This is a genomic window from Polynucleobacter sp. JS-JIR-II-c23, from assembly GCF_035011225.1.
Classification (GTDB): Bacteria; Pseudomonadota; Gammaproteobacteria; order Burkholderiales; family Burkholderiaceae; genus Polynucleobacter.
In genome coordinates, this window is the sequence record NZ_JAYGQT010000001.1 from 700,899 (window position 1) to 726,451 (window position 25,553).

Below are 25,553 nucleotides of genomic sequence, written 5' to 3' on the forward strand. Positions count from 1 at the left end.
GCGCATGCTGAATGAAGAGCTAACACTTCGAAAATTAGAGGTACTGTGCTCGTTTATACGGACTGGCAGTCTTTCTAAAACAGCGGAAGAGTTACGCTTAAGTTCAGTCAGTATTCACAAGGCATTGCATTCGCTGGAATCCGGAATAGGGTGCGCTCTATTTGTAAAAGATGGGCGTCAGTTAAAAGCTTTGCCAGCTGCTATTTATTTGGCTGAAGCAAGTGCAGATTTATTGGCCGATGTAGACCGCGTTCTAAAAAAGACTAGAGCCAAGGCCGGTGTCGAGAGCGGGCAAATTCGTCTAGGGTCAATGTACTCTTTGACTGCCAATATCATTCCTAGAGTCATCATGGGCACCAAAATTCGTAGACCTGATTTGGATATTGATTTATATCTGGGATCTAACGAGGATTTGATGAAGCGGCTCAGCGAGGGTAATGTAGATGCAGTAGTCATGGCAGTTCCTACAAGAGATCTTCCAGAGGGCGTCCAGGTAGTTCCTCTTTTTGAGGACCAGTTGTTTTTAGCCTCCTCAAAAAACAATAAGCCAACCGAAGCCAATATTGATTTATCCGAGTACCAAAATGAGAAGTTTTTGACCCTTCAAGATGGTTTTGCCACCACTTCAGGGTTTTATGAAGCTTTCCAGTTAGCTGGATTTGCCCCCAATGTGGTGATGAAGGTGGGCGATATCTTTTCTCTCATGAATATGGTCTCAGGCGACCTGGGAAGATCTTTGCTGCCTGGTCGGGTGAAGGCTTTAATGGGTGATGCGATTGAATTTACCCCTTTATTGCCAAAATATCAGGTAACCCAACATATTGCCCTAATGTACCTCCAGGCTAATGAATCAAACCCCAATATCCTCGCTCTAGCGGCTGAAACCCGCATGTTGCATCGCAATAATTCCTAACCCTGTCTTAACACGTTAGCTAATCTATTAACTTAAAGTTAATGAATATATACTTTCATTAATTGATTCAGGTATGGCTCAGCTATACATTAGTGCTCAACCCCTCACCCTTTGGGTTGAATTCTTTGAGAGATATACATGCTTGAAAAGCTAGCAAAAGCCCGTTACTTTTCCCGCGTTACCGGCGCGGTCAACCGACTCATTTCAGAGCGTGGTGAATCGAATGCCGTCAGCATGGCTGACGATGTGATCCACAACTATCGCAAGCTCTCCAAAGATCAACATTCTAAATTTTTCAATTTTCTATTTGAAAAACTCAATCCTGATGCTGCTGCAGTCATGGCTGCCGCGCAAAATTTTTCAGCAGAAGCAAGTGCTCGTAATTACATTAAATTACAGCGTGTGACTGAGCCGCCGAGGCAAGAATTGTTTCGTCGACTGAATCGCGCAACCAATGGAACTGCTGCGTTAGTAGGAATGCGTCGTGATCTGTTGCAGTTGCTCGAAAAGCAACCTGAGTTAACTGCGGTTGATTTTGACTTGCGTCACCTCTTATCTTCTTGGTTTAACCCAGGATTTTTGAAGATGCATCGGGTAGATTGGAAGTCGCCTGCTGAAGTTCTTGAAAAGCTCATTCAGCATGAGGCTGTTCATGCAATTGATGGCTGGGATGACCTGCGCCGCCGCTTACAGCCTGATCGCCGCTGCTTTGCCTTCTTTCATCCGCAGCTTCCAAATGAGCCTTTGATTTTCGTTGAAGTAGCGCTTTTGCCAGAGATCCCCGCTGTCATCACTCCGTTGGTAGATAAGAAGGCGGAGACCGTTCATCAAACTTCGCAATATAAAGTGGCTGCTTTTTATTCCATTAGTAACTGTGAGCCAGGCTTGCGCGGCGTTTCCATGGGTAACTTCTTGATTAAGCGCGTTGCAGAACAATTGCATGCAGAATTCCCTGGTCTCAAAACCTTTGTGACGCTTTCACCTATTCCAGGCTTCATTGACTGGGTTGCTGCTGGCGCAGATATTGGCGGCGAAAAGACCGGCACTCAACTCAAGCCTGCAATTCGTACAGCGCGCGAGCAATCCTTAGAAGCCCTTGGACTTGCTCATCGCTCTTGGCCTGAGCGTTTAAGTGCTGGCTGGCATCCAGACAATGCTACTGAAAAAGAAAAAGCCGCTTTACTATGTCTCGCAAGTATTTACTTGGGCTTAGGCTCTGCTGGTCGTAACGGTAACCCGGTTGCTAAGTTTCACTTGGGCAACGGCGCTAAGCTTCATCAAATTAACTGGGCTGGAGATCTCTCTCGCAAGGGTTTGCGGCAGTCGGCAGCACTCATGGTTAATTATTTGTACGATCTTTCCTCTGTTGAGGAGAATCATGAGCGCTTTACCCATGGGGAAATTGATTATTCACGTGCAGTTGGCCGATTGATGCAGGCCTAGAAATATATTTTTTGGAGGAGAGGCTCTAAAAGCAGAATTCAGAGAGTATTCGCTTTAGAGTATGTGGCAAGGAAGCAGACACTAAGATCTGACCGTATGATGCAGTCTATAAAACACTACTAGGAGAACAATATGAGCAATGAATTGAAATCTGGATCTAATAAGCCAAATACTTTGCGTCGTCAATTATTGGCGGGATCTGCAGCGCTGCCTTTAGCTGGCATCGTGGGCTATAGCCCTGCATCAAACGCTCAAGGTGCAACTAAAACCTTGAACATCTCACATCAGTTTCCTGGTGGAACTATTCAGGCGGGTGATTTCCGTGATCGCCTCTGCCGTAAATTTGCTGAATCTGTTGAAAAACGTACTAAAGGGGCTTTGAAGTTCCAGGTATACCCAGGTTCATCATTAATGAAAACCAATGCACAGTTCAGTGCAATGCGTAAGGGTGCTTTAGATATCTCATTATTCCCAATGCCCTATGCTGGTGGAGAAGTTCCTGAGTTGAACATTGGCTTAATGCCAGCATTGGTTACTAGTTACGAGCAGGCTGCTAAATGGAAGACTGCTGAAGTAGGTAAGATGCTGACCAAAATTTTAGAAGACAAAGGAATTGTTCTCTTAAGTTGGGTTTGGCAAGCCGGTGGTGTGGCAAGCAGAAGTAAGCCAATTGTTCTCCCAGAGGACGTTAAGGGGATGAAGATTCGTGGCGGTAGTCGTGAATTTGACCTTATGCTCAAGGCGGCAGGGGCTTCGGTAATCTCATTACCTTCTAACGAAATCTACGCAGCAATGCAAACTGGTGCTATGGATGCTGCTTACACATCCTCTACAAGCTTTATGTCATTCAAGCTCGAAGAGTTGGCGAAAGCATTTACTAGTGCACGTCAAAAATCCTATTGGTTCATGCTTGAGCCGCTGATGATGTCTAAGCAAATTTTTGATGCTTTGCCAAAAGATCAACGCGATGCTCTCATGGCAGCTGGCGCCGAGATGGAGAAGTTTGGACTTGAGGCTGCAAAAGATGATGACAAGACTGCGGCCTTAGCTTATGCAAGAGCGGGTAGCAAAGTCACTGACGTTGATGCAGCTATTGTGGATAAGTGGAAAGCTATTGCACGTGATAGCGCCTGGAAAGACTACGCAGAGAAGAATGAAAGCTGCGCATCATTGTTAAGAGCAGCAGAAAAAGTAACCTAAATCATGACTCAACTTTTAAAAGCGACAGACCGCTTAATGTCTGGAATTAATAAGCTGATGGTGTTGTTTGGATCATTGGCATTGGTGGCTGCTTCAGTTATCTTGAGCTACAGCGTTGCTTCAAGGGCATTTTTTGGAGCAACGACTGATTGGCAAGATGAGGCCGCGGTATTTTGCCTGGTGGGTGCCACATTCTTGTGTGGTGCTTACGTCCAGCAAATTCGTGGACATGTGGGTATTTCGGCTGTATCTACTATGCTGCCAAAAGCAGTCAATCGTCTCAGAGTATTGATTATTGATATCGCCTCTTGTGCCTTCTGTGCTTTTTTTGCATGGAAGTCTTGGGCTTTATTTCATGAAGCGTGGGTAGATGGTCAAGTGACTTCATCTTCATGGGCTCCACCTCTGTGGATTCCATACATCATGATGTCAATCGGCATGACCTTGTTGGCGTTTCAGATTTTGCTCCAAGCGTTTGGAGATGTTGTTAATCCAGGCGAAGGGGAATAAGCATGTCAATCACAGTACTCGGATTATTGTTTGCAGCGGTCACGTTGCTGGTTATGTTTTCAGGGATGCCCATCTCTTTTGCATTGGGCTCAGTAGCAGTTATCTTTATGGTGTTCTTTATGCCTGCTTCCTCATTGGATACAGTGACTCAGAACGTCTATGAAGAAATGGCCAGCATCACATTGCTCTCGATTCCGCTATTTATCTTAAAAGGGGCGGCGATCGGACGTTCACGTGCCGGTCAAGATTTGTACGAAGCTTTGCACGTTTGGCTTGGTAAGGTTCCAGGCGGCTTAGGCGTTGCTAACGTGTTAGCTTGTGCTCTGTTTGCGGCAATGGCGGGATCTAGTCCTGCAACTTGCTCTGCAATTGGTAGCGCAGGGATTCCAGAGATGCGTAAGCGTGGTTACTCACCAGGATTGGCTGCGGGCATTATTGCTGCAGGTGGCACTCTCGGTATTCTGTTGCCGCCTTCCATTACGATGATTTTGTACTCAGTTGCTGCAGAACAATCATTAGGACGTTTATTCCTTGCTGGCATTGGCCCTGGCTTGATGTTGGTATTGTTCTTCTCGATCTACACTGTTTACCGCTTCCGCAAGGAATACAACATGGCCTTAGAGGCTGTGAAGGTAGGCGCTCCTAGTCAACCAATCCTCGAGCGTCACACATACACCATGCAGCAGAAGATGAGTTCTCTGCCACGGGTATTACCTTTCTTGGTCCTGTTAATTGGTGTCATGATTGCGCTCTACGGCGGCTATGCAACACCATCTGAAACTGCAGGCCTTGGCGCTATTTTGGCGTTTGCATTAATTGCTGGTATCTACAAAATGTGGCGTATCAAGGATTTATCTCCTTTGCTCAATGCCACCATTAAAGAATCTACGATGTTGATGTTCATCATCGGAATGTCATTACTCTTTTCCAATGTGATGAGCCATTTGCACCTCAGTCAGTCAGCTGCGCAAGCGATTGTTGATCTTGGCTTTGGTCGTTGGGGATTGTTGGCGGCTATTTTGGTTTTGGTGGTGATCTTGGGCTTCTTCTTACCTCCAGTCTCCATTATTTTGATGACTGCACCGATTTTCTTGCCACCATTGAGAGCGGCTGGATTTGATTTGGTTTGGTTTGGAGTGGTGATGACCATTGTGATGGAGACCGGTTTGATACATCCACCGGTAGGCCTCAATATCTTCGTGATCAAAAATATCGCACCGGATATTTCTTTAAATGAAATTATCTGGGGCGTATTCCCATTCGTGATCATCATGATTCTCTCTGTTGTATTGCTCTGCTTTGTGCCAGAGATTGCTACCGGTTTATCTGATTTGGTAATGGGTGTGGCCAAGGTACATTGATTGCAGTATTGATAAAAATATTAGTCTTATAGGAAATTTCATGAATTTATATTCACTCTTGGAAAAAGGTTTTCCAAAAGATAAAAAAGCATGCGCTCTCGAGACGCACGACGGTCTTTATTACTCTTGGGGTGATCTAGAATCAGCAACCGCCAAACTTGCCAATTTACTTGCTAGCTTAAAGCTTCCAAAAGGAGCTAGGGTTGCGGTGCAGGTTGAGAAGTCTCCTGAAGCACTTTTTCTTTATCTCGCAACCATTCGTGCGGGCTATGTGTATTTGCCGCTGAATACCGCTTATCAGTCAGCTGAAATCCAGTACTTCCTAGAGAATGCTGAACCAGCGGTGGTTGTCTGCAGCAGCAAAAATCTCTCTTGGGTGTCTAAGGTAGCCTCTAAAGCCGGTACTAAGCATGTATTCACGCTGGACGAGAATCGTACCGGTACTTTATTGGAGCGTGCAGGAAGCCTGAGTGACAAGTTCAAAACAGTTCCTGCAAAAGATGATGATCTTGCAGCGATTCTGTACACCTCTGGTACAACAGGACGCAGCAAGGGCGCAATGCTTACTCATAAGAACCTTGGCAGTAATGCACAAGTGTTGCAAAAGTTCTGGGGTTGGAAAAAAGGCGATGTATTGCTGCATGCTTTGCCTATCTTCCACGTTCATGGATTGTTTGTGGCGGCGCATGGTGCATTGATTAATGGCAGCAAAATGATTTGGTTGCCACGTTTAGATACAGCGCAGTTGATTAAGCACATGCCACAGTCCACCGTGATGATGGGTGTGCCTACATTCTATGTACGTCTATTGGCTGATAAAGGATTTACTAAAAAAGTAGCAAGCAATATGCGTCTATTTGTTTCCGGCTCAGCTCCTTTGCTGACAGAAACATTTAATACCTTTAAAGAAGTGATTGGCCAGCCGATTCTGGAGCGTTACGGCATGAGTGAGACGGTGATGTTGGTTTCTAATCCTTACAAAGGTAAGCGCGTAGGTGGTTCAGTTGGCCTGCCATTGCCTGGCGTTAAGGTGCGCGTGGTTGATGAAGGTAACAAGCCATGCAAAGTAAATGAGATTGGCAGTATTCAGGTCAAGGGTCCGAATATATTTGCAGGCTACTGGCGTATGCCTGAGAAGACTGCCGAAGAATTTACCAAAGACGGCTGGTTTAAAACTGGTGACGTCGGTCGTTGGGGTGGCGATGCTAATGGTGGGAAAGCGCCTAATGATTACTTATGTATCGTTGGTCGTAGCAAAGATTTGATTATTTCTGGTGGCTACAACGTTTACCCGAAAGAGATCGAAAGTTTTATCGATGATATGGTTGGCGTTGATGAAAGTGCTGTGATTGGTATTCCGCATCCTGATTTTGGTGAGGCAGTGATGGCAGTAGTAGTGCCTAAGGCTGGCGCAAAACTCAATGCGGAAGCAATGATTGCTACTTTGAAAACACAAATTGCAAACTTTAAGATTCCAAAGCGCGTAGAGATTGTTGCTGATTTACCTCGTAACGCTATGGGTAAGGTGCAAAAGAATATTTTGCGTCAGCAGTACACGGCGTAATTAGAAGCCGAATGCCTTGCGGCTTTCATTAAACATGAAGGCTGCAAGGAAAAAGAGCATGATGCCAAAAACTCGTTTGAGCTGAGCAATATCGAGTTTTCTGGCCATCTTTGCACCTAAAGGTGCGGTGAAGATACTGACCGTCACGATGCACGCAACCGCTGGTAAATAAACAAAGCCTAAAGAGCCTGCTGGAAGATTGGGGTTGCCCCAGCTTCCGTACATATAGCCTATCGTTGCCGCTGCGGCAATTGGAAAGCCCAGGCCAGATGAGGTGGCCATCGCTGTATGCGGCTTGACGTTGCACCAAAGCATAAATGGCACAGTAATAAATGCACCGCCTGCACCTACTAAGCTTGCAAGGGCTCCAGCAAAGGTGCCAAACGAAAATAATCCAAGCGCCCCAGGCAAGTCTCTGCCTGCCTTAGGCTTCTTATTGAGGAGCATTTGGATTGAGGTGTAAACAATGAAGACTGCGAAGAAAAGTGAGAGCCATGAGGTCTTGAGCGCCTCAAACAATTCACTGCCACCAACCAGTCCACCAAAAATCATTCCGGGACTCAAGGAGGTGACGAGCTTCCAATCAATAGAGCCGTGTTTGTGATGTGCCCAAATAGCAGAGGTGGTGGTAAATAAAATGGTTGCCATGCCTGTTGCAATGGCCATATGCACGATGACTTCTTGGCTAAATCCCAGATGGTTAAAAACCAAGATCATGAAGGGCACCAAAATCATGCCGCCACCAATACCCAGAAGTCCAGCTAAGTAGCCGGAGATGGCGCCGCACAACATCAACATCAAGATATCGCTTAGTAACATGAATTCCCCGCCTTAGCCGCTAGGCCGTCATCCTGAACCCTAAGGTTCAAGGTGGAACGGCTACTCTGCTTCGGGTGCATTAAGAGGCTCAGGGAGTAACCAAGTCTAAGTTGGCACTGTGAACTTGCAAAACGCTCACGCCCACAAGGTAAAGATCGTTCCGGATGCTTGCGCATCGGTTCAAGGAACTATTGGCCTTGGCGAACCAGGCAGGGAAAGGGTTTGCATCAAAGCATCTACTTGATCTTCAAGCGCACGAATCTCACCTTGAAGGCGAGTGACTTCATCTGTGCTGACATTGGAAGAGCTGCTTTGCTGCGATGGATTCTTTTGTAATGTAATAAGATCGCCAGCAATTTTGAGTGCGGCCATCATGCTCGCTCTTTCAATGCTGCGGTTACCACCATTAATAGCCAGTTGAATTTGTTCATCTACCAAGACACACGCTGCACGGAGTAATGGCTCATGCTCGGCACTGGTTGCCAGAGTAATTTTCTGACCGGCAAGACTTACCTCAATGCGTTGTTGGCTCATTGTCATCCTCGGGGTTATTTGGTGGGATAGCTTCGCCTAGTAGATTGAGTTGGCGACCGTCGCTTTGTTCTGGCAGGCGACTTAGGATATGTTGAATACGCTTTTGCGCATCTTCAATCTTGTTTTCGAGTTGCACTCGATTTTGGTTTAAGTTTTGAACTGCTTCAGCAATAACCTGAATTTTTCCAGCCACTCGATTGATGGATGCGCATAGCGCATCCATGTCTGAGGCTAGGTCGCCAGTGGAAAGAGGGGAGGTCTCGCTCATACTGGCATTGTAGTCTGAAAAAAGAGCTTATTTCATGGCGTAACGCAGCCCTACAAATACGTTTGAGCCCGGGGTGTTGTAGCCATAACTAAGTTGGTAGGTCTTATTTAAAGCATTATTCCAGCGGGCAAAGACGCTCAGGTCTTTCTCTAAATCATAGTTGGCATAGAGGTTAAAGATGGTGTAGCCGCCCATGCCGGTGTTCCCACCCTGAAAATCGTCCCTTCTTCCGGAAAAAGTAGCCCCAATTCCGGTGGTTAATTTGAGATAAAGATACTCACCTGCCACATTGCCGTATTGCTTAGCCTGTTTTATCAAAGTGCTATTAGTGCTCTCGTTTACTGGGTTTTGTTGTGTGAAGGAGCCTTTTAAGCTGAGTGAGGACATTTGTACGGCACCACTTAAAGTGCTGCCAGTAATTTTGGCGCTTGCCACGTTGGATGCGCAGCCAAAAATACCTGTTCCCACTGGGCACGTATCTGAATTACTAACTTGAATCAAGTTAGAGATGGAGTTACTAAAGACCACAACATGCCCATCAAGACCTGGTTTTTCATAATGCAGTCCTGCTTCCGTGTTTTTACTTTTCTCAGGAAGGATGGCCGTATTTCCGTATCCAGGGTAGTAGAGATCATTAAATGTTGGCGCTCTAAATCCAGTTCCATAGTTGATGTTCGCACGCCATTCTTTGGTGAAGAAATAACCATAAGCTGCAGCACCGGTAGTTTGTGGTCCATAACCTGTAATGCTGTCATTGCGGAGCGAGAAGTTAGCTAAGTGCGCCTCTCTTTTTAGTTGATAAGCAATAGCACCTGAATTGGTGTTACGGGTTTGACTAAAGCCCAAAAAAGGATAGGGCGCCGTCAAGTTGTTGATGTCACCGTTGTTGTAGTCCAGTTGATTGCTGGAAACTTTTTGGGTTTTTCTTTCCGCTAATACTTGCAAAACATCAGTGCCAATAGCGAAATCATTTTGCCAGGTGTAGGTATTTTGTCTTTGATTCAGGGTGCTGTCGTATGCTGGGTTATCTGGCGTGCCAGGGGCATGGTTTAGTGCGGTTCCTGTTTGTGCAGATGCTTGCAAGAGGCTGCGCCAGTTTTCCATCACTTGATTTTTAGAGTAGAGGGAATAGGTTCCCAATTGAGAAACTTGATTTTGAGTTTGTTGATATAAAAACTCTTGCGGATCAAACCCAGGTAGTTGGTTATTCAGACGACTATTTAAAAACTGCAATCCAAACTCTTGTCCCTTACTCCACTCCTGGGATAGTCTGCCAGTAATGCTGTCTTGAACGTAGCCCGTTCTGCCTGATGCACCAAGCCCATCCTTATTGTTGGGTGCAATGGTGTTGAAGCCCATGGAGAGCGTTTGGCTTGCGGCAAGTGAGTAGCGAATTTTTTGATCGCCTTGCGTAGAGCCATTAATGCTGGCTTCACTGATACTCGTGCCGTAACTGCCATATCCAAAAGAGGCGCCCACCTTAGCAGGGCCATCCCCTTTTTTGGTGAAGATTTGCACTACGCCACCGATGGCATCAGAACCATAAAGACTACTCTGAGGGCCAAATACGATTTCAATATGATCAATGATGGTCAGTGGGATAACTGACCAGTTGGTGCCGCCATTAATTGCATCATCAATACGCACACCATCGATTAATACCAGAGTTTGATTATTGGTGGTGCCTCGTAAAAAGACGCTAGCATTAGATCCGCCCGTTCCATAACTAGAAATAGTTACACCCTTTTGGCGTTGCAGTAATTCAACTAAGCTCGTCTGTCCGGCTTGCTCAATTTCTTCAGGACCAATGTAAACGTTATCGGCCAATACATCGCTCGCTTTGGTTGGCGTACGCGTTGCGGTGACGATGATGGGGTTAAGCGGATTAGATGTACTTGCTAAAACTATTGGTGCGTTGTTTTGTGCAAAGGCATTAATACTGATGAGGGCGCCCAAAATGAGGAAGGCTTTTTTGTTGCTGAACTGCTGCTTCATGATTCACTTTCTGTTATCGATTGCCTAGCTAACTTCCCCGTTAGCTGGGTCGAACAGAATTTCCCGTGCAGGAGTTCAGGCGTCAATTGGGCGCAGTATCGAGAGACTCAGCGCTTTCTTGGCGCGCGAAGATCCCCGTCCGCAAAATTCCACCTGTCTTGGCCGGTATCCGGGCTAGTAAATATCAGAATCTGGCCTTCCCATGCGATTGACGCGCACAGTGGCTTTGTCAGATTCCTGACACCCCAAATAAACCAAAAAGGGCGCATTTACCTACCGTTGCGGGGGCAGCACACGTTTAGTGTTTCCCGTTTAACTTTATTGCACTGCAATAAAGCACCACGACCTCATCATTCTAGCGGATTTGAAGTGCGCCAAGAGGGGGTTCAAGGCTTTGAGGGGTAAAAAAGCCTACAATAGAGGGTCTTGGAGCAAGGATTCATGACCGTATTAGATAAGCATCCCGAAAAAAACCTGATTCGCCTACAGTTGAGTCAAAACTCGGTCTTAAAAAGCTTGGATCCCTCAGCAATGGCTGATTTAGAGCGCCATTTAGAAATTGCGGACCTCAAAAAATCAGAAATTTTGCTGCATCAAGGTGATCACCAGATGGAGCAGTACTTCGTTTTGGATGGCATTCTGAAGCGGATTGTTTCAAGCGCGGATGCCAAAGAGATGATTTTGCGTTTTGCCATCGAAAAAGATATTGAAACGAGCTATGCCGCATGGCGCTTAAAAACTGCTGCACCCTACAGTATTGCGTGTGTCACTAAGGCGCGCGTAGCCCGGATGCCTATGAAGAAGTGGGCTGAATTCCTTGAGGAGCACAAACCTCTCAAAGAGAGCTTTGAGTTCGAAGTCATGCGCCTGATGAGTGAAATCATGGCCCACACCATTACCTTGCATATGCTCGATGCTCCAGGCCGGGTAGAGCGTTTCTTGCGTAAATATGAGGATTTGTTCGAGCTTCTCCCAAAGAAGGAGTTAGCGGCCTACCTGAACCTCTCTCCTGAGACCCTGAGTCGACTCAAAACGAAGCATAAAGAACTCTTTGTTTAAGGGCCAAAACCGCCCGTAATTACAGCATTTGGGGGGAAATTGACCGAAGTCAATGATGAACCTTCTCCCCAAGCCTAATATTCATCTCAGCCTAAGCGGGACACAAAACCCGTTATGCGATTTATAACTACATTGGAGACGTTAGCGAAAGCTAAATTGCATTGGCTCTACAAGAGCAAACCCGCAATTTCTATATAAATTTCTATGACAACAGATAATCAAAACACACAATTAACCGATGGCTTTCATCTCGTCATTGACGCTCTGAAAGCAAATGACCTCGACACCATTTTTGGCCTCGTTGGTATTCCAATTACTGACTTATGCCGTTTAGCGCAAGCAGAAGGTTTGCGTTTTATCGGCTTCCGTCACGAACAACACGCAGGTAATGCTGCCGCTATTGCTGGTTACATGACGCAAAAGCCAGGTATCTGTATGACTGTTTCTGCTCCTGGTTTCTTGAACGGTTTGACAGCGCTTGCTAATGCAACTGTGAACTGCTTCCCAATGATTTTGATCTCTGGTTCAAGCGAACGTGAAATCGTTGACTTGCAACAGGGTGACTACGAAGAGATGGATCAGCTAAATGCTGCTAAGCCATATTGCAAAGCGGCTTATCGTATTAACCACATTGAAGATATCGGTATCGGTTTTGCTCGTGCAATCCGTGCTGCCGTTTCTGGTCGTCCAGGTGGCGTGTATTTAGACTTGCCAGCCCAGTTGCTTGCACAAACAATGCCTGCTGATGAAGCTAAGAAATCCATTTTCAAAGTAATCGATCCAGTTCCACGTCAAATCCCAGCGGCTGATGCAGTTGCTCGTGCATTAGATGTGTTGAAGGGCGCTAAGCGTCCATTGATTCTCTTGGGCAAGGGCGCTGCTTATGCTCAAGCCGATAAAGAGATTCGTGACTTAGTTGAAAAATCAGGCATTCCTTACTTGCCGATGTCTATGGCTAAAGGTTTGTTGCCAGACAATCACCCACAATCTGCTTCTGCAGCGCGTTCATTTGTATTGGCTGAAGCTGATGCAGTGTTATTGGTTGGTGCACGTTTGAACTGGTTACTGGCACACGGTAAAGGTAAAACTTGGGGCAAAGAGCCTAAGAAATTTATCCAAATCGATATTCAAGCAAACGAAGTGGATAGCAACGTACAAATCGCTGCTCCATTAATTGGCGATATCGGTTCATGCGTTGGCGAACTCTTGAAGGGTATCTCTGCTGTTCCTAAGCCAAGCGCTGAGTGGATTGCTGCGATCACTGAGAAGAAAGACAAGAACACTGCGAAGATGGCAGAGACATTGGCTAAAGAAGCAAACCCAATGAACTTCCATGGCGCGTTACGTGTGATTCGTGATGTGATCAAGAAGAACCCAGATGTGAACTTGGTAAACGAAGGTGCAAATACACTTGACTATTGCCGTGCAATCGTTGATATGTACAAGCCACGTAAGCGTTTTGACTCTGGTACTTGGGGCATTATGGGTATTGGTATGGGTTATGCAATTGGCGCGGCTGTTACTAGCGGCCTGCCAACAGTTGCAGTTGAAGGCGATAGCGCATTTGGCTTTAGCGGTATGGAATTGGAAACAGTTTGCCGTTACAACTTGCCAATCACGACTGTTGTATTCAACAACAACGGCGTATACCGTGGTACTGACGTTAACCCAACGGGCGGTGCTGATGTTGCGCCAACTGTGTTCGTTAAAGATGCTCGTTACGACAAAATGATTGAAGCGTTTGGTGGTGTTGGTTACTACGTAACTACCCCAGCAGAATTAGAAGCAGCGTTAACAGAAGCGATTGCTGCCGGTAAACCAGCCCTCATCAATGCTGTTATTGATGAAACTGCAGGTACTGAAAGTGGACGTTTGACAAACTTAAACCCATCCACAGCAGCTGCTAAGAAGTAATCCCAGACTAATTTAGAAGCAAACAAGAAAGACTTAAGGAGAAACACACATGACTAAACCATTAGACGGTATTCGCATTATTGACTTCACACACGTACAAGCAGGTCCTGCATGTACTCAGTTGTTGGCATGGTATGGCGCTGACGTAATTAAAGTTGAGCGTCCAGGCTCTGGCGACGTAACTCGTAGCCAATTGCGCGATATTCCAGGTGCAGATGCTTTGTACTTCACAATGTTGAACGGTAACAAGCGTTCTTTGACTTTGGATACTAAGACTCAAGAAGGTAAAGAAGTTTTAGAGAAGATGATCAAAACTTCTGATGTCATGGTTGAGAACTTTGGCCCGGGCGCTTTGGATCGTATGGGATTCTCTTGGAAGCGTATCCAAGAATTGAACCCAAAAATGATCATGGCTTCTGTAAAAGGTTTTAGCGATGGCCACTCATACGAAGACTTAAAGGTATATGAGAACGTTGCTCAGTGTGCTGGCGGCGCTGCTTCAACAACTGGTTTCTGGGATGGTCCTCCTACTGTTTCTGCTGCTGCCTTGGGCGATTCCAATACCGGTATGCACTTGGCGATTGGTATTTTGACTGCGTTGATGCAGCGTCAAAAAACTGGCAAAGGTCAAAAAGTATCTTGCTCAATGCAAGACGCTGTATTGAACTTGTGCCGCGTGAAGTTGCGCGATCAACAACGTTTGGACAAGATTGGTTACTTGGAAGAGTACCCACAGTACCCACACGGTTCATTCACTGACGTAGTTCCACGTGGCGGTAACGCTGGTGGTGGCGGTCAGCCAGGTTGGGTGTTGAAGTGTAAGGGTTGGGAAACAGATCCAAACGCATACATCTACTTCACTATTCAAGGTCACGCTTGGGAGCCAATTACTCGTGCGATTGGTAAGCCAGAGTGGGCAACTGATCCAGCGTACATGACTGCTGAAGCTCGTCAAGACAAGATTTTTGACATCTTCGCAACTATTGAAGATTGGCTCAAAGACAAGACTAAATACGAAGCTGTGGACATTCTCCGCAAGTTCGATATTCCATGTGCTCCAGTTCTCTCAATGAAAGAATTGGCTAACTCACCTGACTTGCGTAAGAGTGGTTCTATCGTTGAAGTGGATCACAAAGTACGTGGTAAGTATTTGACTATCGGTAGCCCAATCAAGTTCTCTGATTTGGAAATCGAAGTTGGTCCATCACCAGTATTGGGTGAGCACACTGACGAAGTATTGGCTGATCTAGGCTATAGCGCTGATGACATCGCTAAGTTACACACAGCTAAAGCAGTTTAATAACAAGTAATACTGGCATTAATTTGAAGGCGCTCCTAGTGAGCGCCTTTTTTATTTCTTAAAAACTCTATAGACTGATCACATGAACACCAATATTGATTTACACCAGTTAGTAGAGTGCGTAGGCGATGCCATTGTGGTTGCTGATGCCCATGAAAAGATCGTGCTGTGGAATCCTGCCGCCACACGCATCTTTGGTTATTCAGAGCAAGAAGCCCTTGGAAATACTTTAGATCTCATTGTTCCTGAGCGTCAGCGCCAGAAACACAATGAGGGATACAACCATTCAATGGAGACGGGCACGACCCGTTATGGCGCATCCTTATTGAAAGTGCCAGCCAAGCACAAGGATGGCAGCACTATATCGATTGCATTCACTGTAGGCATGCTGTTTGACGCCTCGGGGAAGGCTAGCGGGGTGGCTGCCATTATTCGGGATGAAAGCGAGCGTTTTGCCGAAGAAAGGGCCCTTAAAAAGCGACTTTCTGAGCTTGAAAATCCTCAGACTTAGCCGCATATAGACCCTAACAAGAGTAAATGCAGGTTTAGATGGAATACATGCCCAAAAAACGGGCACGCCTCAATTTTCCCTATTCCCCACTGGTAAAATTGCCTTAATTCAAAATTTTCATTCTTATTAGGACTTAAATCATGGCAAAAGCACTAGAGGGGGTCAAAGTCCTCGACTTTACGCACGTTCAATCAGGCCCAACCTGCACTCAGTTGCTGGCTTGGTTTGGTGCAGACGTTATCAAAGTAGAAAAATCCGGTGAAGGCGATGCAACACGCGGTCAATTGCGTGACATCCCCGATGCGGATAGTTTGTATTTCACGATGTTGAACCATAACAAGCGTTCGATTACCGTGAATACTAAAACCCAAAAGGGTAAAGAAATTCTAGAACGCCTCATTAAAGAGTGCGACGTATTGGTTGAGAACTTTGCACCAGGTGCACTCGATCGCATGGGATTTTCTTGGGAACGTATTCAAGAACTCAATCCAATGATGATCATGGCATCTGTTAAAGGATTTGGTCCTGGCCCATATGAAGATTGCAAGGTGTATGAGAACGTAGCGCAGTGCGCGGGCGGTTCAGCATCCACCACTGGTTTTGATGATGGCCCTCCGATGGTTACTGGTGCACAAATTGGTGATAGCGGAACGGGTTTGCATTTGGCATTAGGTATCGTGACAGCACTGTATCAACGCACTCACTCTGGCCGTGGTCAGAAAGTATTGGCAGCGATGCAAGATGCAGTGTTGAACCTGTGCCGCGTGAAGTTGCGTGATCAACAGCGTTTAGAGCGCGTTGGTCTGATGCAAGAGTACCCACAATTCCCGAACGGCGAGTTCGGTGACGCTGTACCCCGTGCTGGTAATGCTTCTGGCGGTGGTCAGCCTGGTTGGATTGTGAAGTGTAAGGGCTGGGAAACTGATCCAAATGCTTACATGTATGTGATCGTACAGGCACCAGTTTGGGAAGCGATTTGTAAAGTAATTGGGCGTGAAGATTGGATTACAGATGTGCGTTTCGCATCGCCAATGGCACGCTTGCCACACTTGATGGAAATTTTCGGTGAGATCGAAAAGTGGACCATGACTATGACGAAGTTTGAAGTTATGGACGTATTGAATAAATATGACATCCCATGCGGCCCAATTCTTTCCATGAAAGAAATTGCTGAAGAGCCAGCGTTGCGCGCGACTGGAACAGTGGTTGAGGTAGATCATCCAATTCGTGGCAAGTACCTCACTGTTGGCAACCCAATTAAGTTGTCCGATAGCCCGACTGACGTAGAGCGTTCACCATTGCTTGGTGAGCATACTGATGAGATTCTTAGTGAGTTAGGTTACTCAACTGATGAATTGATTGCATTACGTCACGAGAAGGTGATCTAAGATGCGGGTTGCTTTAATTGGGAGTGCGGATTTTGGTAAGGCGGCATTAGAGGCCTTTTTAGATCGCGGCGACGAAGTGGTTGCCGTTTTCTGCCCACCCGACAATCCTAAATCAAGCAAACCCGAAGTCTTAAAAGAAGCGGCGTTAGCAAGGGGTTTAACCCCCTTGCAGTTTGCTTCCTTGAAGGGCCCAGAAGCCGCTCAGGCCATGATTGATGCCAATGCAGACATCTGTGTAATGGCTTATGTGCTTCAGTTTGTGCCGCAAGAGCTTTGTAAGATTCCTAAGCACGGCACGATTCAGTACCACCCATCCTTGCTGCCTAAATACCGTGGTCCGAGCGCCATCAATTGGGCAATTGCATTGGGTGAAGAGAAGACTGGTTTAACCATCTTCCGTCCATCCGATGGCTTAGATGAAGGCGAAGTGATTTTGCAAAAAGAAGTAGCCATTGGACCTAATGACACATTAGGCAAGATCTACTTTGATCATTTATTTCCGATCGGTGTGAAAGCTCTCCTAGAGACTGCTGATCTTGTAGTTGCAGGTAAGCATCAAGAAATAGTTCAAGATGAATCACAAGCAAACTATGAAGGTTGGTTTGATGTAAATGCTGCACAGATTCATTGGGCAACACACATCAGTCAAATCTATAACCTCATTCGTGCATGCAATCCTGCGCCTGGTGCGTGGACTAAGTTTGGCGAGCAGAAAGTACAGATCTACGATTGCCACAAACATGTGGCTGCAACGTTTGGTGCTGTTAAAGGCAAGCCGGGAGAAGTTACTCAAATCACGCTAGATTCTTTCTTCATTACCTGCCACGGTGGACAGATTGAGGTCCTGAAGGCTAAAGGCGCTGCGGGTAAAGTGACTGGTGCTGAGTTAGCTAAAGAGTTGAATCTAGAAGTAGGGCAGTTCTTTACGCTTTAACTACTTAGCAAGCATTCTGGTAATTACTTCAACAGCAATTCTGCGATGCTCTGCCGTGCCCATAATTGGGTCGCCATTTGCAAAAGGCCTCTCTACAAAAGTTAAGATCGCTTTAAAAATCAATCTTGCCTCATCCTGAGAAATGACTCTGAAAGTGTTACTTTCATTTCTCAAGCACATCCGCTGATAGGGCTCAACCAATACATCGACATAGTCAAAGTAATCAGGACTTAAACCATTTTTCTTAGTAAACCTTTGATCATAAAAGCGCATGACTGACGGAGTCACTACATTGATTCCGGAGAAACTTTTATCAACAAATACCTCTACAAATTCGCGGACATTTAATTTTGGATCTAATTGATCCATGTCTTTCGCAACTTGATTGAATTTGCCTTTTCTACCTTTCTGGATGGCCCAGAAGAAGACATTTTCCACCGAACCCAATCTTTTGCTCAAGGTGCCAAGCGAGTAACCAGCTTTGCCGGCTAAGGAACGGCTAGTAAATGCGGCAGGGTCAGCCTCCTCAACAATTGCATAGGCAGCCTGAAGAAGGTCATCCAGGGTTTTCTTTGATCGATCTTGCTTGGCATCTGAAAAGTCAATTTCGAGGTTTTTAGACATTTTGATAAGTGAACAGAAGAAATAGATATATGAATGAGTCTACCAAACCCCATGGTTATTGGGTTTAAAGGGTGCCTAAATCAGAAAAAGGTGAACACATTCTGATATCTCTAAACCCCCTTTAAAGGTTATAAACAAGGCATTCAAATTTAATAGAGGTCTGCAATGGGCATTAAGGTAACTAAAAAACGTGTAGTTCTAATGGGTGCAGTATCTTTGGTGACTGCTGGCTTATTTGCATGTGGCGGTGGCTCATCTTCGTCCTCGTCTACCTCTGATCCCGGCACACCAACTACCTTAGTAAATTCTGCTAACGGGATGAGTCCTTATCTATGTGCTGTCAATGGTATGTGCTTGAATCCTGTCTTTGGCCTAGTTCCGAATAGCCCAATTCCTGCGAACACGCAATTTGCACAATCCACATATTCTTGGATTGATCAAAGTAACAATACGATTGTGTTGTCAGCGATGCCTTATGTGAGCGGAACTGTTTATGCAACGGATATTGATCCTGCTGGCTTCAATCTGACGGTGACGAGTACCACGGGGACGAATACTGCAGGCATCACGAATGTTCCTTATCGTTATTTCAAGGGCAATGGCTTGCCAAATTTTGCGATGGGTAAATTTCCAGTTCAACCAGGAACGCCTGCCTATCCTTATTACAACGCATTACCTGGGGGTAGCGCGGAATATCCAACAGCTGACTTAATTCCCGTTGCTACCTACAACCTTGAGAGCTACATTCCAAAAGTTCCTGTTGAGAACATCAAGGATGCCAATGGCAATGTATTGCCTGGCCCAATTTCATCTCTAATTACCGGGATTGCTTTGACTGGAACCGTTTGGCATGCCGAATTAGCAAACTCAAGCACCTCTTGGTACAACCCATCTTCAGCATTGCCATTGGATCAATGTTGGGGTCATCCTTATAACAAGCAATATCACATTCACGGCTACTCCTGGAAGTGCTTCCCAAATCAAGGAAACTCTGGCCCATCACCAATATTTGGTTACGCTTTAGATGGTTATGGAATCTATGGTCCACGCGGTGAGGATGGACAAATGATTACCAATAAACAATTGGATCAGTGCCATGGCCATACAGCCCCCGTGATGTGGGATGGCCAGATGACGAATATCTATCACTACCATCTAAACCGTGAATACCCATATTCAGTCGGTTGTTTCCATGGTGTGGTGGATTATGCAAAAGCATTGCCGAATAGCGATATGACTGAGGGTGCTAATTACGCCGGTATTACTGCCTTAATTCCAGCCTCAATTACGCCAGCTACAGCAACTACTCTAGCGCAAGATATAGCAGCTCTTGCGCAAAGTAATAAAGACTTGTTTTTGCAGTATTTTTCTTCGGTAATCACCAAGGTTCTGCGATAAATAGTTGTTAGACTGATTGCATGGGAATTCCTACGGATCTTTTTGAGATCACTGCAATCACGGCCGGCAAGGACCAGACTTTAGCGCTGCTGAAGTCTGGAGAGGTCTTAGGTTGGGGCGGCCCAGGAAGTGGCCGCTACGCACCTCCCTATATCGATATTTGTAGCGCCTTAAAAGGGTCAGACGGCAAGCCCGCGTATCTGAGCAAGCCTGCGCATTATTCAGATATTGCCGCTGGTTATGGACTGAGCTTGGGGGTCTCCAAGCAAAAGCCGTTCATCTGGGGTTTTTCTCAAATTGAGCTTGGTAATCAGGGGTTGGTTACTGAAGCTCCCTCGGCAATTGAAGGTATTACAAATATCAGCAAGCTTGCTGCAGGCCAATTTATATTCGCCGCCATAGATGCACAAGCTAGCCTATATACCTGGGGTTTAAATGTAGATGGCGCGTTAGGACGCAATACCGCACAAATCAATGCATTGCCCGCCATCATTCCCAAGCTGCCACCTATACAAGATGTGCAAATAGGGGATAACTTTATGTTGGCCTTATCAAGCGATCATAGGGTCTATGCATGGGGTAATAATTCAGCGGGACAATTAGGTCTTGGCCATCTCCGAACCGCAGAAACCCCCCAGCTTATAGCTCTCTCAGCCAAGATTAAGAGTGTCGCCGTAGGCTCTACGCACGTACTTGCAGTTTCGGCTGAGGGTAGGGTATACGGCTGGGGTAGTAATAACTTTGGGCAGTCTGGCAGTGGCTCCCGCCCTTTTATAGATAGTCCCAAGTTGATTTCCATCCCGGAAAAGATTGCTGCTGTTGCAGCTGGAACCCATTACTCTCTTGCGCTTGCAGCTTCTGGAAAAGTCTACGCTTGGGGCTGGAATGGATTTGGTCAACTTGGCTTAGGTGACCTTCAATCAAGATCTGTCCCTACCTTGGTATCTAATCTATCAGGCATTCGCTCAATTGCAGCTGGAGAAATGCACGCGATTGCAGTTGGAAAAAATCATTTATTGGGCTGGGGTAACAATGGTTCTAACCAAATAGGTAAATCTGACTTAAGACAGTTGACCCCAAATCCTTTTTTGACGATTGCTTGAGTCAAGCATGGCAAATAAACCAATACTAGTAAACCAGCGACGCGAGTTCTTGCGCTTAGGTATAGGCATAGCCTCTGGAATTGCGCTTCCCATTGGCTTGGGTGGATGTGGCAAAGAGGATCTTCGACAAACCTTTGTGCAGCCAGTGATGCTTGCTTCAGAAAATGGTGTATTGGATGTAACGCTGACCGTATCGTATTGGAATACTCAGTTATCTGGAGCGGATCCCGCAAATAAATACCCGGTGTCTTTGCGTGCCTATGGCTATAACAACAATCAGCCTAGTTATGCTGGCCCAACCTTAGTCGTTAAAGGTGGCGATAAATTAAGAATTCGGCTGATTAATCAATTGCCTCTGAATCCACCTGCTGCACCCAATGATCCGCTTCTATATATGAAGCCCAACACAACGAATTTACATACTCATGGACTTCATGTATTCCCTGGCGTCTATCCAGACTCCAAGCCTGCTGAGTATGGTGACTATGTCGTCGACTCTAATTCTGGTGGGGTGGTACCGCAAGGCGATTCAAGGCAATACGTCTATGACATACCGGCCGATCATCCGGCTGGACCTTTTTATTACCACCCCCAATTTCATGGTTCGAGTGCTATACAAGTAGCAAGTCTAATGCAGGGCGCCATCATGGTAAGAGGCCCTGTTGATGAGTTGCCAGAAATGGTGCAAGCAACTGAGCTCATCTTCTTATTTCAGGCACCATATTTTGCCAGTGGCAAAGAGAATGAAAGTTATGGTGTAAAAGAAGGCTCATTGGAAAAGTTTGCACAAGTGGCTAACTATCCAACAGGTCATGGGCTTAATCGTTCAGATAACAAATATTTAGATGCTCAGCCAGTATTGATTAATGGCGTACGTCAACCAACGATTGTGATGGAAAGTGGTGAGGTACAAAGGTGGCGTTTTATCAATACTCAGACATTTAATTGCCTAAACCTCAATTTAGATGAGCACCTATTGCATCAATACACAATGGATGGCTGGGGCGGCACGCATTATCAAGATTACCCCGATGTTCGCGAGAAGGGTGGCAAAGGTATCGAACTGGCTGCAGGTAATCGCTCTTCAGTAGTTGTGAAAGCTGGTGCGCCAGGCACTTACTTGCTAAGATCTCTGCCAGTCAAAATTGCACAAGGTAAACAGGAGGCAGTGCTACCTGGAGATGTGTTGGCAAAAATTATTGTCGTGGAGAGGCAGCCTAAAAAACTGATTGCTGAGAAGATGCCAGCCGCGCCTCTTCCGATTTCTGATTTTCTAGAACCAATTAGTAACGAAGAGTTTGCTAGATGCGGCGGTAAAAAGCGCAGTATTGTTTTTAATATAGTTGGGGGCGATGGGCTAACGCAATCACCTGGCACTCAATCTGCCGATCTCCAATTACAGAGATCCAATTCCATTACTCAGAATGTGATTCTTGGCGCTGTAGAAGAATGGACTATTTTCAATTGCAACAGCATTGCTCATTCTTTTCACATCCATGTCAACCCGATGTATGTCACCAAAGTAAACGGTAGCCCAGTTGAGCCCTATTGGTGTGACACAGTCGCATTGCCACCTGGGGGCACCCCAGAGATGCCTACCTCAGTAACGTTCCGGATGCGCTTTAAGGATTTTGTTGGGCCCTATATTTTGCATAGCCAGATGCTGCAGTATTCAGATTTGGGGATGGTGCAGCGGGTAACGGTAGTGCCCGTCTGATCCCCAAAACACTTACATTTTCTTCCTAGTTTTCAGCTATTATTTCCTCTATGCCTATTGGGGCAAATTACAAGTTTATGGTTTATTGTATTTTCTGAATTTGCCGCCTTCTGATCTTTTACTACAAGGATTTTGTCTATGAAACGCCGATTTTTGCTATTACTGATTTGTGCTCTAAGTTTAGGCATGGTTGCCTGCTCTAAAGGAACCAATTCAAGCGAAATTAAGGTAGCTGTATCGCCTGCATCACCACCAATGCTATTTGATCAAAATGGTCAGATTGTTGGCGTAGATATGGACATTTTTCAAGGTTATTGCAAGTCTCGTGGCTGCACTTTAAAAGTGACTCCTTATGATTGGCAGGGAATGCTGGGCGCAGTTTCAAGCGGTCAAGCTGATGTTGCCTTTTCTGGTATCTCGATTACGGATAAGCGCAAAGAGGCGATGGATTTTTCTCAGCCTTATTACGATAACTCTTGGCATTTAGTAAGTCTTAAAAGTAAAAACATCAAGATCACTGATTTAAATCAACTCAAGAAATATTCGATTGGCTACCCACGCGGCATGGCTTACGATGACCTGATCAGAAATGAGCTAGAGCCCAAGGGCTATTACTCTTTAAGCAAGGTAAAGCTTTATCCCTCATATGCTGAGGTAGTAACTGATCTGCAGAATGGCAATATTGATTTAGCATTTATTGAAGAGCCTGTGCTCTTGAATTATGAAAATAAGCTGAAGTTACCATTGGAAAGTGCTTATGTATTCAAGGGTTACGATAAGTTGGGATTTGCTTTTGCCAAGGGATCCAAGTTGCGTGATGACTTTGATAAGTACCTGACAGAACTAGGACCAGAAAAAATTCAAGCGATCTTAGATAAGTGGATGAAGTAATCCTCTAGCAAAAGTTCGTCATGAGTCTTTTAGATATTCTGCTGGAGCTCTGTAAGGGTGTTGTCTACACCGTTATCGTGACACTGGTTTGCAGTATGACCGGCCTTGTTGTCGGTCTGCTGCTTTCTAGTCTGCATCGACTCTCTATCAGAAGTGTTTCCTTTCTTATTGATATTTATACCTACGTCTTTAGAGGAGTGCCGGTACTTGTGCTCCTATTCATGGTGTACTTTGGCCTTCCCGGAATTGGCATTAAGCCGCCGCCTTTGATGGCAATGGCGCTTAGCCTAGGTTTGGTGGTCGGCGCCTACTTAACGGAAGTCTTTCGTGGAGCGTTTAATTCAGTCGACCCAACCGAGATAGTTGCTGCACAGGCCATGGGTATGAGTCGCGTCCAGGTGCTTCGTTATATTGAAATTCCACAGATGCTCCGTTTCTCCATTCCCGGTATGGTGAATGAATTTACCTCCGTCCTGAAATATTCTCCTTTTGCCTATACCGTTGGCATTCCAGAGATCACCAAGGAAGCCATGACATTGACAGCCAATACCCTAAAGGGAATTGATGTTTATCTGATGGTTGGAGTCCTTTATTTTGTTATTTATCGGATCTTGTTATTGGGTGTTCAACTCATTCAAAAGCATTATGAGATTCCAGAAATGAAAGAAGCCGCGGTATGACGGTAATCACCATCCGAGACCTCACTAAGAAATTTGAGGGTCAAGCAGTGCTCTCAGGGATTAATCTGGATTTACAGCAGGGCGAAGTGAAAGTTCTGATGGGCTCTTCAGGGAGTGGTAAATCAACTCTCTTAAGATGCTTAAACCGCTTGGTAGAGCCCACATCCGGATCAATTCAATTCAAAGGTAATGAGATCTTAGGCCCCAATGTAGATGTCCGGCAATTGCGCAAACAGATTGGTTTTGTATTTCAGCAATTTGCTTTATATAGCCATCTCACTGTATTAGACAATGTCACATTAGCATTACGTAAGTTAGAGGGTATGGGGCCTAAAGAGGCTAATGAGAAGGCCTTGCATGAGTTATCTCGATTTGAGATGACCCCTCATCAAAGTAAATACCCTTCTCAGTTATCTGGTGGGCAGAAGCAGCGTGTTGCGATTGCACGAGCGTTAGCAATGGACCCAGCTGTATTGCTACTGGACGAGCCAACCTCAGCACTGGATCCCATCATGTCTCGTGATGTAGGAGATCTCATAAATCGCCTGCATCACAATGGAATCACCATGATTTGTGTAACTCATGACTTGGGTTTAGCAAGCGCCATTTCAGATCGAGTGCTATTTTTGGATAAGGGCGTCATTCGTGCAGACGAGCGCATTGATGTTCTTGCCAACAATCATTCTGATCCAGAGCTGCAAGCTTTTTTTGGTAAGAGAGAGTAGTCATGGCGGGATCTTGGAGCGGTTTTGAGCGCGACCTTCTTGAGCAGATACCACTCATATTGGCTGGGCTTTCTAATACTCTCCAATTAGCAGTTGTTATTAGCGTTACAGGATTTTTATTAGGTGTCTTTGTCTTCTATCTGACGCTCAGCAAGAACAGTCTCATCCGTAATGCGATTAATGGGTACATCTCCTTTTTTATTGGCATGCCCTTAATCGTGCTCTTGTTTTTGATGTACTACGGACTCCCTCAATGGGGGGTTCGACTCAATCCATTTACAGTGGCAGTGATTGGATTTACCTTAAATGTGGCTGCTTACAACGCCGCATATCTAAAGACAGCATTTAATGGCCTGGATAAGACTCAGTTAGAAGCTGCTAGAGCACAAGGCTTTAAGCCGTCACAGGTATTTCGCTTGATTACCCTGCCACAGGTATTACGTACCTCGGTACCAGCATTAACTAATCAAGTGATAGGTAATCTGAAAGATAGCTCAATTACCTTCTTAATTCAGTACACCGAGTTCTTTGCTCGAATGCAGGAGTTGGCTTCTTCTAATTTTCAGTTCTTCAAAGCCTACTTACTCACCGCTTTAGTATATTTACTCTTGGTTTCCGTGATTGTCTTGGTTGCCAGAAGGATTGAGCGACGGGTGCTAATACCGATTAATTGAACTCAGCTAAATATAGCTAAAGACAGCT

General features: G+C 45.6%; 23 protein-coding genes, 1 other RNA gene, 1 pseudogene and 1 riboswitch. Of the genes and pseudogenes, 19 read left to right on the plus strand and 6 right to left on the minus strand.

All coding sequences use genetic code 11. The features are described 5' to 3' along the window. The first annotated feature begins 4 nt into the window (after positions 1–4). The 6 genes from VC159_RS03710 to VC159_RS03735 all read left to right on the plus strand — a co-directional run bounded on the left by VC159_RS03710 (position 5) and on the right by VC159_RS03735 (position 6,991). Positions 5–913, plus strand: coding sequence for a LysR family transcriptional regulator (locus VC159_RS03710; RefSeq protein WP_215357565.1), 909 nt, complete (start codon positions 5–7; stop codon positions 911–913). A gap of 138 nt (positions 914–1,051) precedes the next feature. Continuing rightward, positions 1,052–2,356 (plus strand): malonyl-CoA decarboxylase domain-containing protein, encoded by a 1,305-nt coding sequence (locus VC159_RS03715; RefSeq protein ID WP_215357546.1) that lies wholly within the window; start codon positions 1,052–1,054, stop codon positions 2,354–2,356. Positions 2,357–2,488: 132 nt separating this feature from the next. Continuing rightward, positions 2,489–3,556 (plus strand): TRAP transporter substrate-binding protein DctP, encoded by a 1,068-nt coding sequence (gene dctP / locus VC159_RS03720; protein ID WP_323472762.1) that lies wholly within the window; start codon positions 2,489–2,491, stop codon positions 3,554–3,556. Between the two features lie 3 nt (positions 3,557–3,559). Continuing rightward, the gene (locus tag VC159_RS03725) at positions 3,560–4,066 is read left to right on the plus strand and encodes a TRAP transporter small permease (RefSeq protein ID WP_215357528.1); all 507 of its coding nucleotides are present in this window, start codon (positions 3,560–3,562) and stop codon (positions 4,064–4,066) included. A gap of 2 nt (positions 4,067–4,068) precedes the next feature. Next, a complete protein-coding gene (locus VC159_RS03730) occupies positions 4,069–5,427 on the plus strand; it encodes a TRAP transporter large permease subunit (protein WP_323472763.1) in 1,359 nt (452 codons plus the stop codon). 40 nt (positions 5,428–5,467) lie between these two features. After that, positions 5,468–6,991 (plus strand): malonyl-CoA synthase, encoded by a 1,524-nt coding sequence (locus tag VC159_RS03735; RefSeq protein ID WP_323472764.1) that lies wholly within the window; start codon positions 5,468–5,470, stop codon positions 6,989–6,991. Here VC159_RS03735 and VC159_RS03740 read toward each other — a convergent pair whose 3' ends face one another. The 5 genes and pseudogenes from VC159_RS03740 to VC159_RS03755 all read right to left on the minus strand — a co-directional run bounded on the left by VC159_RS03740 (position 6,992) and on the right by VC159_RS03755 (position 10,607). Then, entirely contained in the window at positions 6,992–7,810 is an 819-nt protein-coding gene (locus VC159_RS03740) for a sulfite exporter TauE/SafE family protein (RefSeq protein ID WP_323472765.1), read from the minus strand. Continuing rightward, positions 7,811–8,029, minus strand: a non-coding RNA gene (gene ssrS / locus VC159_RS03745) — 6S RNA. It lies immediately after the preceding gene. A gap of 99 nt (positions 8,030–8,128) precedes the next feature. Beyond that, positions 8,129–8,350: pseudogene (locus VC159_RS10425) on the minus strand (cell division protein ZapA); the annotation flags it as partial. Next, on the minus strand, positions 8,325–8,612 hold the full coding sequence (locus VC159_RS03750) for a hypothetical protein (protein ID WP_323472766.1): 288 nt from the start codon (positions 8,610–8,612) through the stop codon (positions 8,325–8,327). The gene VC159_RS03750 and the pseudogene VC159_RS10425, both read right to left, overlap by 26 nt. 27 nt (positions 8,613–8,639) lie before the next feature. Continuing rightward, positions 8,640–10,607 (minus strand): TonB-dependent receptor domain-containing protein, encoded by a 1,968-nt coding sequence (locus VC159_RS03755; RefSeq protein WP_323472767.1) that lies wholly within the window; start codon positions 10,605–10,607, stop codon positions 8,640–8,642. 142 nt (positions 10,608–10,749) lie between these two features. Then, positions 10,750–10,966: riboswitch (cobalamin riboswitch) on the minus strand. An 82-nt stretch (positions 10,967–11,048) separates the two neighbouring features. On the opposite strand from VC159_RS03755, the gene VC159_RS03760 reads away from it, so the two are divergent. The 6 genes from VC159_RS03760 (at position 11,049) to VC159_RS03785 (ending at position 17,713) form a co-directional block, all read left to right on the plus strand. After that, positions 11,049–11,666, plus strand: coding sequence for a Crp/Fnr family transcriptional regulator (locus VC159_RS03760; protein WP_072583791.1), 618 nt, complete (start codon positions 11,049–11,051; stop codon positions 11,664–11,666). 204 nt (positions 11,667–11,870) lie between these two features. Further along, positions 11,871–13,580: an oxalyl-CoA decarboxylase gene (gene oxc / locus VC159_RS03765; protein WP_323472768.1), complete on the plus strand. Its 1,710-nt coding sequence runs from the start codon at positions 11,871–11,873 to the stop codon at positions 13,578–13,580. A gap of 49 nt (positions 13,581–13,629) precedes the next feature. After that, a complete protein-coding gene (frc, locus tag VC159_RS03770) occupies positions 13,630–14,880 on the plus strand; it encodes a formyl-CoA transferase (RefSeq protein WP_215357501.1) in 1,251 nt (416 codons plus the stop codon). Positions 14,881–14,962: 82 nt separating this feature from the next. Then, positions 14,963–15,391, plus strand: coding sequence for a PAS domain-containing protein (locus VC159_RS03775; protein WP_215357499.1), 429 nt, complete (start codon positions 14,963–14,965; stop codon positions 15,389–15,391). A gap of 140 nt (positions 15,392–15,531) precedes the next feature. Beyond that, positions 15,532–16,779, plus strand: a complete 1,248-nt coding sequence (gene frc / locus VC159_RS03780) for a formyl-CoA transferase (protein WP_215357497.1) — start codon at positions 15,532–15,534, stop codon at positions 16,777–16,779. Between the two features lies 1 nt (position 16,780). Then, positions 16,781–17,713 carry a methionyl-tRNA formyltransferase gene (locus VC159_RS03785; RefSeq protein WP_323472769.1) on the plus strand — a complete coding sequence of 311 codons (933 nt, stop codon included), beginning with the start codon at positions 16,781–16,783 and terminating at the stop codon, positions 17,711–17,713. Here VC159_RS03785 and VC159_RS03790 read toward each other — a convergent pair whose 3' ends face one another. Beyond that, positions 17,714–18,337, minus strand: a complete 624-nt coding sequence (locus tag VC159_RS03790) for a TetR/AcrR family transcriptional regulator (RefSeq protein ID WP_215357492.1) — start codon at positions 18,335–18,337, stop codon at positions 17,714–17,716. It abuts the gene before it with no gap. 165 nt (positions 18,338–18,502) lie between these two features. On the opposite strand from VC159_RS03790, the gene VC159_RS03795 reads away from it, so the two are divergent. The 7 genes from VC159_RS03795 to VC159_RS03825 all read left to right on the plus strand — a co-directional run bounded on the left by VC159_RS03795 (position 18,503) and on the right by VC159_RS03825 (position 25,525). Beyond that, positions 18,503–19,735 carry a YHYH protein gene (locus tag VC159_RS03795; protein WP_215357490.1) on the plus strand — a complete coding sequence of 411 codons (1,233 nt, stop codon included), beginning with the start codon at positions 18,503–18,505 and terminating at the stop codon, positions 19,733–19,735. A 20-nt stretch (positions 19,736–19,755) separates the two neighbouring features. Further along, positions 19,756–20,838 carry a hypothetical protein gene (locus tag VC159_RS03800; protein ID WP_323472770.1) on the plus strand — a complete coding sequence of 361 codons (1,083 nt, stop codon included), beginning with the start codon at positions 19,756–19,758 and terminating at the stop codon, positions 20,836–20,838. A 7-nt stretch (positions 20,839–20,845) separates the two neighbouring features. Then, the gene (locus VC159_RS03805) at positions 20,846–22,555 is read left to right on the plus strand and encodes a multicopper oxidase family protein (RefSeq protein WP_323472771.1); all 1,710 of its coding nucleotides are present in this window, start codon (positions 20,846–20,848) and stop codon (positions 22,553–22,555) included. 138 nt (positions 22,556–22,693) lie between these two features. Then, positions 22,694–23,446, plus strand: a complete 753-nt coding sequence (locus VC159_RS03810; protein ID WP_072583785.1) for a transporter substrate-binding domain-containing protein — start codon at positions 22,694–22,696, stop codon at positions 23,444–23,446. Positions 23,447–23,466: 20 nt separating this feature from the next. Then, complete coding sequence (locus VC159_RS03815; protein ID WP_323472772.1) at positions 23,467–24,126, plus strand: amino acid ABC transporter permease; 660 nt, start codon at positions 23,467–23,469, stop codon at positions 24,124–24,126. Then, positions 24,123–24,851 (plus strand): amino acid ABC transporter ATP-binding protein, encoded by a 729-nt coding sequence (locus tag VC159_RS03820; protein ID WP_323472773.1) that lies wholly within the window; start codon positions 24,123–24,125, stop codon positions 24,849–24,851. The genes VC159_RS03815 and VC159_RS03820 overlap by 4 nt, the downstream gene beginning before the upstream one ends. A 2-nt stretch (positions 24,852–24,853) precedes the next feature. After that, on the plus strand, positions 24,854–25,525 hold the full coding sequence (locus tag VC159_RS03825; RefSeq protein WP_323472774.1) for an amino acid ABC transporter permease: 672 nt from the start codon (positions 24,854–24,856) through the stop codon (positions 25,523–25,525). Positions 25,526–25,553 lie beyond the last annotated feature (28 nt).

Coding starts and splice junctions, on each gene's coding strand:
- frc (WP_215357501.1), top strand. CDS start 13,630: ATGACTAAACCATTAGACGGTATTCGCATTATTGACTTCACACACGTA.
- VC159_RS03715 (WP_215357546.1), top strand. CDS start 1,052: ATGCTTGAAAAGCTAGCAAAAGCCCGTTACTTTTCCCGCGTTACCGGC.
- VC159_RS03790 (WP_215357492.1), bottom strand. CDS start 18,337: ATGTCTAAAAACCTCGAAATTGACTTTTCAGATGCCAAGCAAGATCGA.
- VC159_RS03825 (WP_323472774.1), top strand. CDS start 24,854: ATGGCGGGATCTTGGAGCGGTTTTGAGCGCGACCTTCTTGAGCAGATA.
- VC159_RS03730 (WP_323472763.1), top strand. CDS start 4,069: ATGTCAATCACAGTACTCGGATTATTGTTTGCAGCGGTCACGTTGCTG.
- VC159_RS03805 (WP_323472771.1), top strand. CDS start 20,846: ATGGCAAATAAACCAATACTAGTAAACCAGCGACGCGAGTTCTTGCGC.
- VC159_RS03815 (WP_323472772.1), top strand. CDS start 23,467: ATGAGTCTTTTAGATATTCTGCTGGAGCTCTGTAAGGGTGTTGTCTAC.
- VC159_RS03795 (WP_215357490.1), top strand. CDS start 18,503: ATGGGCATTAAGGTAACTAAAAAACGTGTAGTTCTAATGGGTGCAGTA.
- oxc (WP_323472768.1), top strand. CDS start 11,871: ATGACAACAGATAATCAAAACACACAATTAACCGATGGCTTTCATCTC.
- VC159_RS03750 (WP_323472766.1), bottom strand. CDS start 8,612: ATGAGCGAGACCTCCCCTCTTTCCACTGGCGACCTAGCCTCAGACATG.
- VC159_RS03760 (WP_072583791.1), top strand. CDS start 11,049: ATGACCGTATTAGATAAGCATCCCGAAAAAAACCTGATTCGCCTACAG.
- VC159_RS03775 (WP_215357499.1), top strand. CDS start 14,963: ATGAACACCAATATTGATTTACACCAGTTAGTAGAGTGCGTAGGCGAT.
- VC159_RS03820 (WP_323472773.1), top strand. CDS start 24,123: ATGACGGTAATCACCATCCGAGACCTCACTAAGAAATTTGAGGGTCAA.
- VC159_RS03725 (WP_215357528.1), top strand. CDS start 3,560: ATGACTCAACTTTTAAAAGCGACAGACCGCTTAATGTCTGGAATTAAT.
- VC159_RS03710 (WP_215357565.1), top strand. CDS start 5: ATGCTGAATGAAGAGCTAACACTTCGAAAATTAGAGGTACTGTGCTCG.
- VC159_RS03810 (WP_072583785.1), top strand. CDS start 22,694: ATGAAACGCCGATTTTTGCTATTACTGATTTGTGCTCTAAGTTTAGGC.
- VC159_RS03735 (WP_323472764.1), top strand. CDS start 5,468: ATGAATTTATATTCACTCTTGGAAAAAGGTTTTCCAAAAGATAAAAAA.
- VC159_RS03800 (WP_323472770.1), top strand. CDS start 19,756: ATGGGAATTCCTACGGATCTTTTTGAGATCACTGCAATCACGGCCGGC.
- VC159_RS03740 (WP_323472765.1), bottom strand. CDS start 7,810: ATGTTACTAAGCGATATCTTGATGTTGATGTTGTGCGGCGCCATCTCC.
- VC159_RS03785 (WP_323472769.1), top strand. CDS start 16,781: ATGCGGGTTGCTTTAATTGGGAGTGCGGATTTTGGTAAGGCGGCATTA.
- VC159_RS03755 (WP_323472767.1), bottom strand. CDS start 10,607: ATGAAGCAGCAGTTCAGCAACAAAAAAGCCTTCCTCATTTTGGGCGCC.
- frc (WP_215357497.1), top strand. CDS start 15,532: ATGGCAAAAGCACTAGAGGGGGTCAAAGTCCTCGACTTTACGCACGTT.
- dctP (WP_323472762.1), top strand. CDS start 2,489: ATGAGCAATGAATTGAAATCTGGATCTAATAAGCCAAATACTTTGCGT.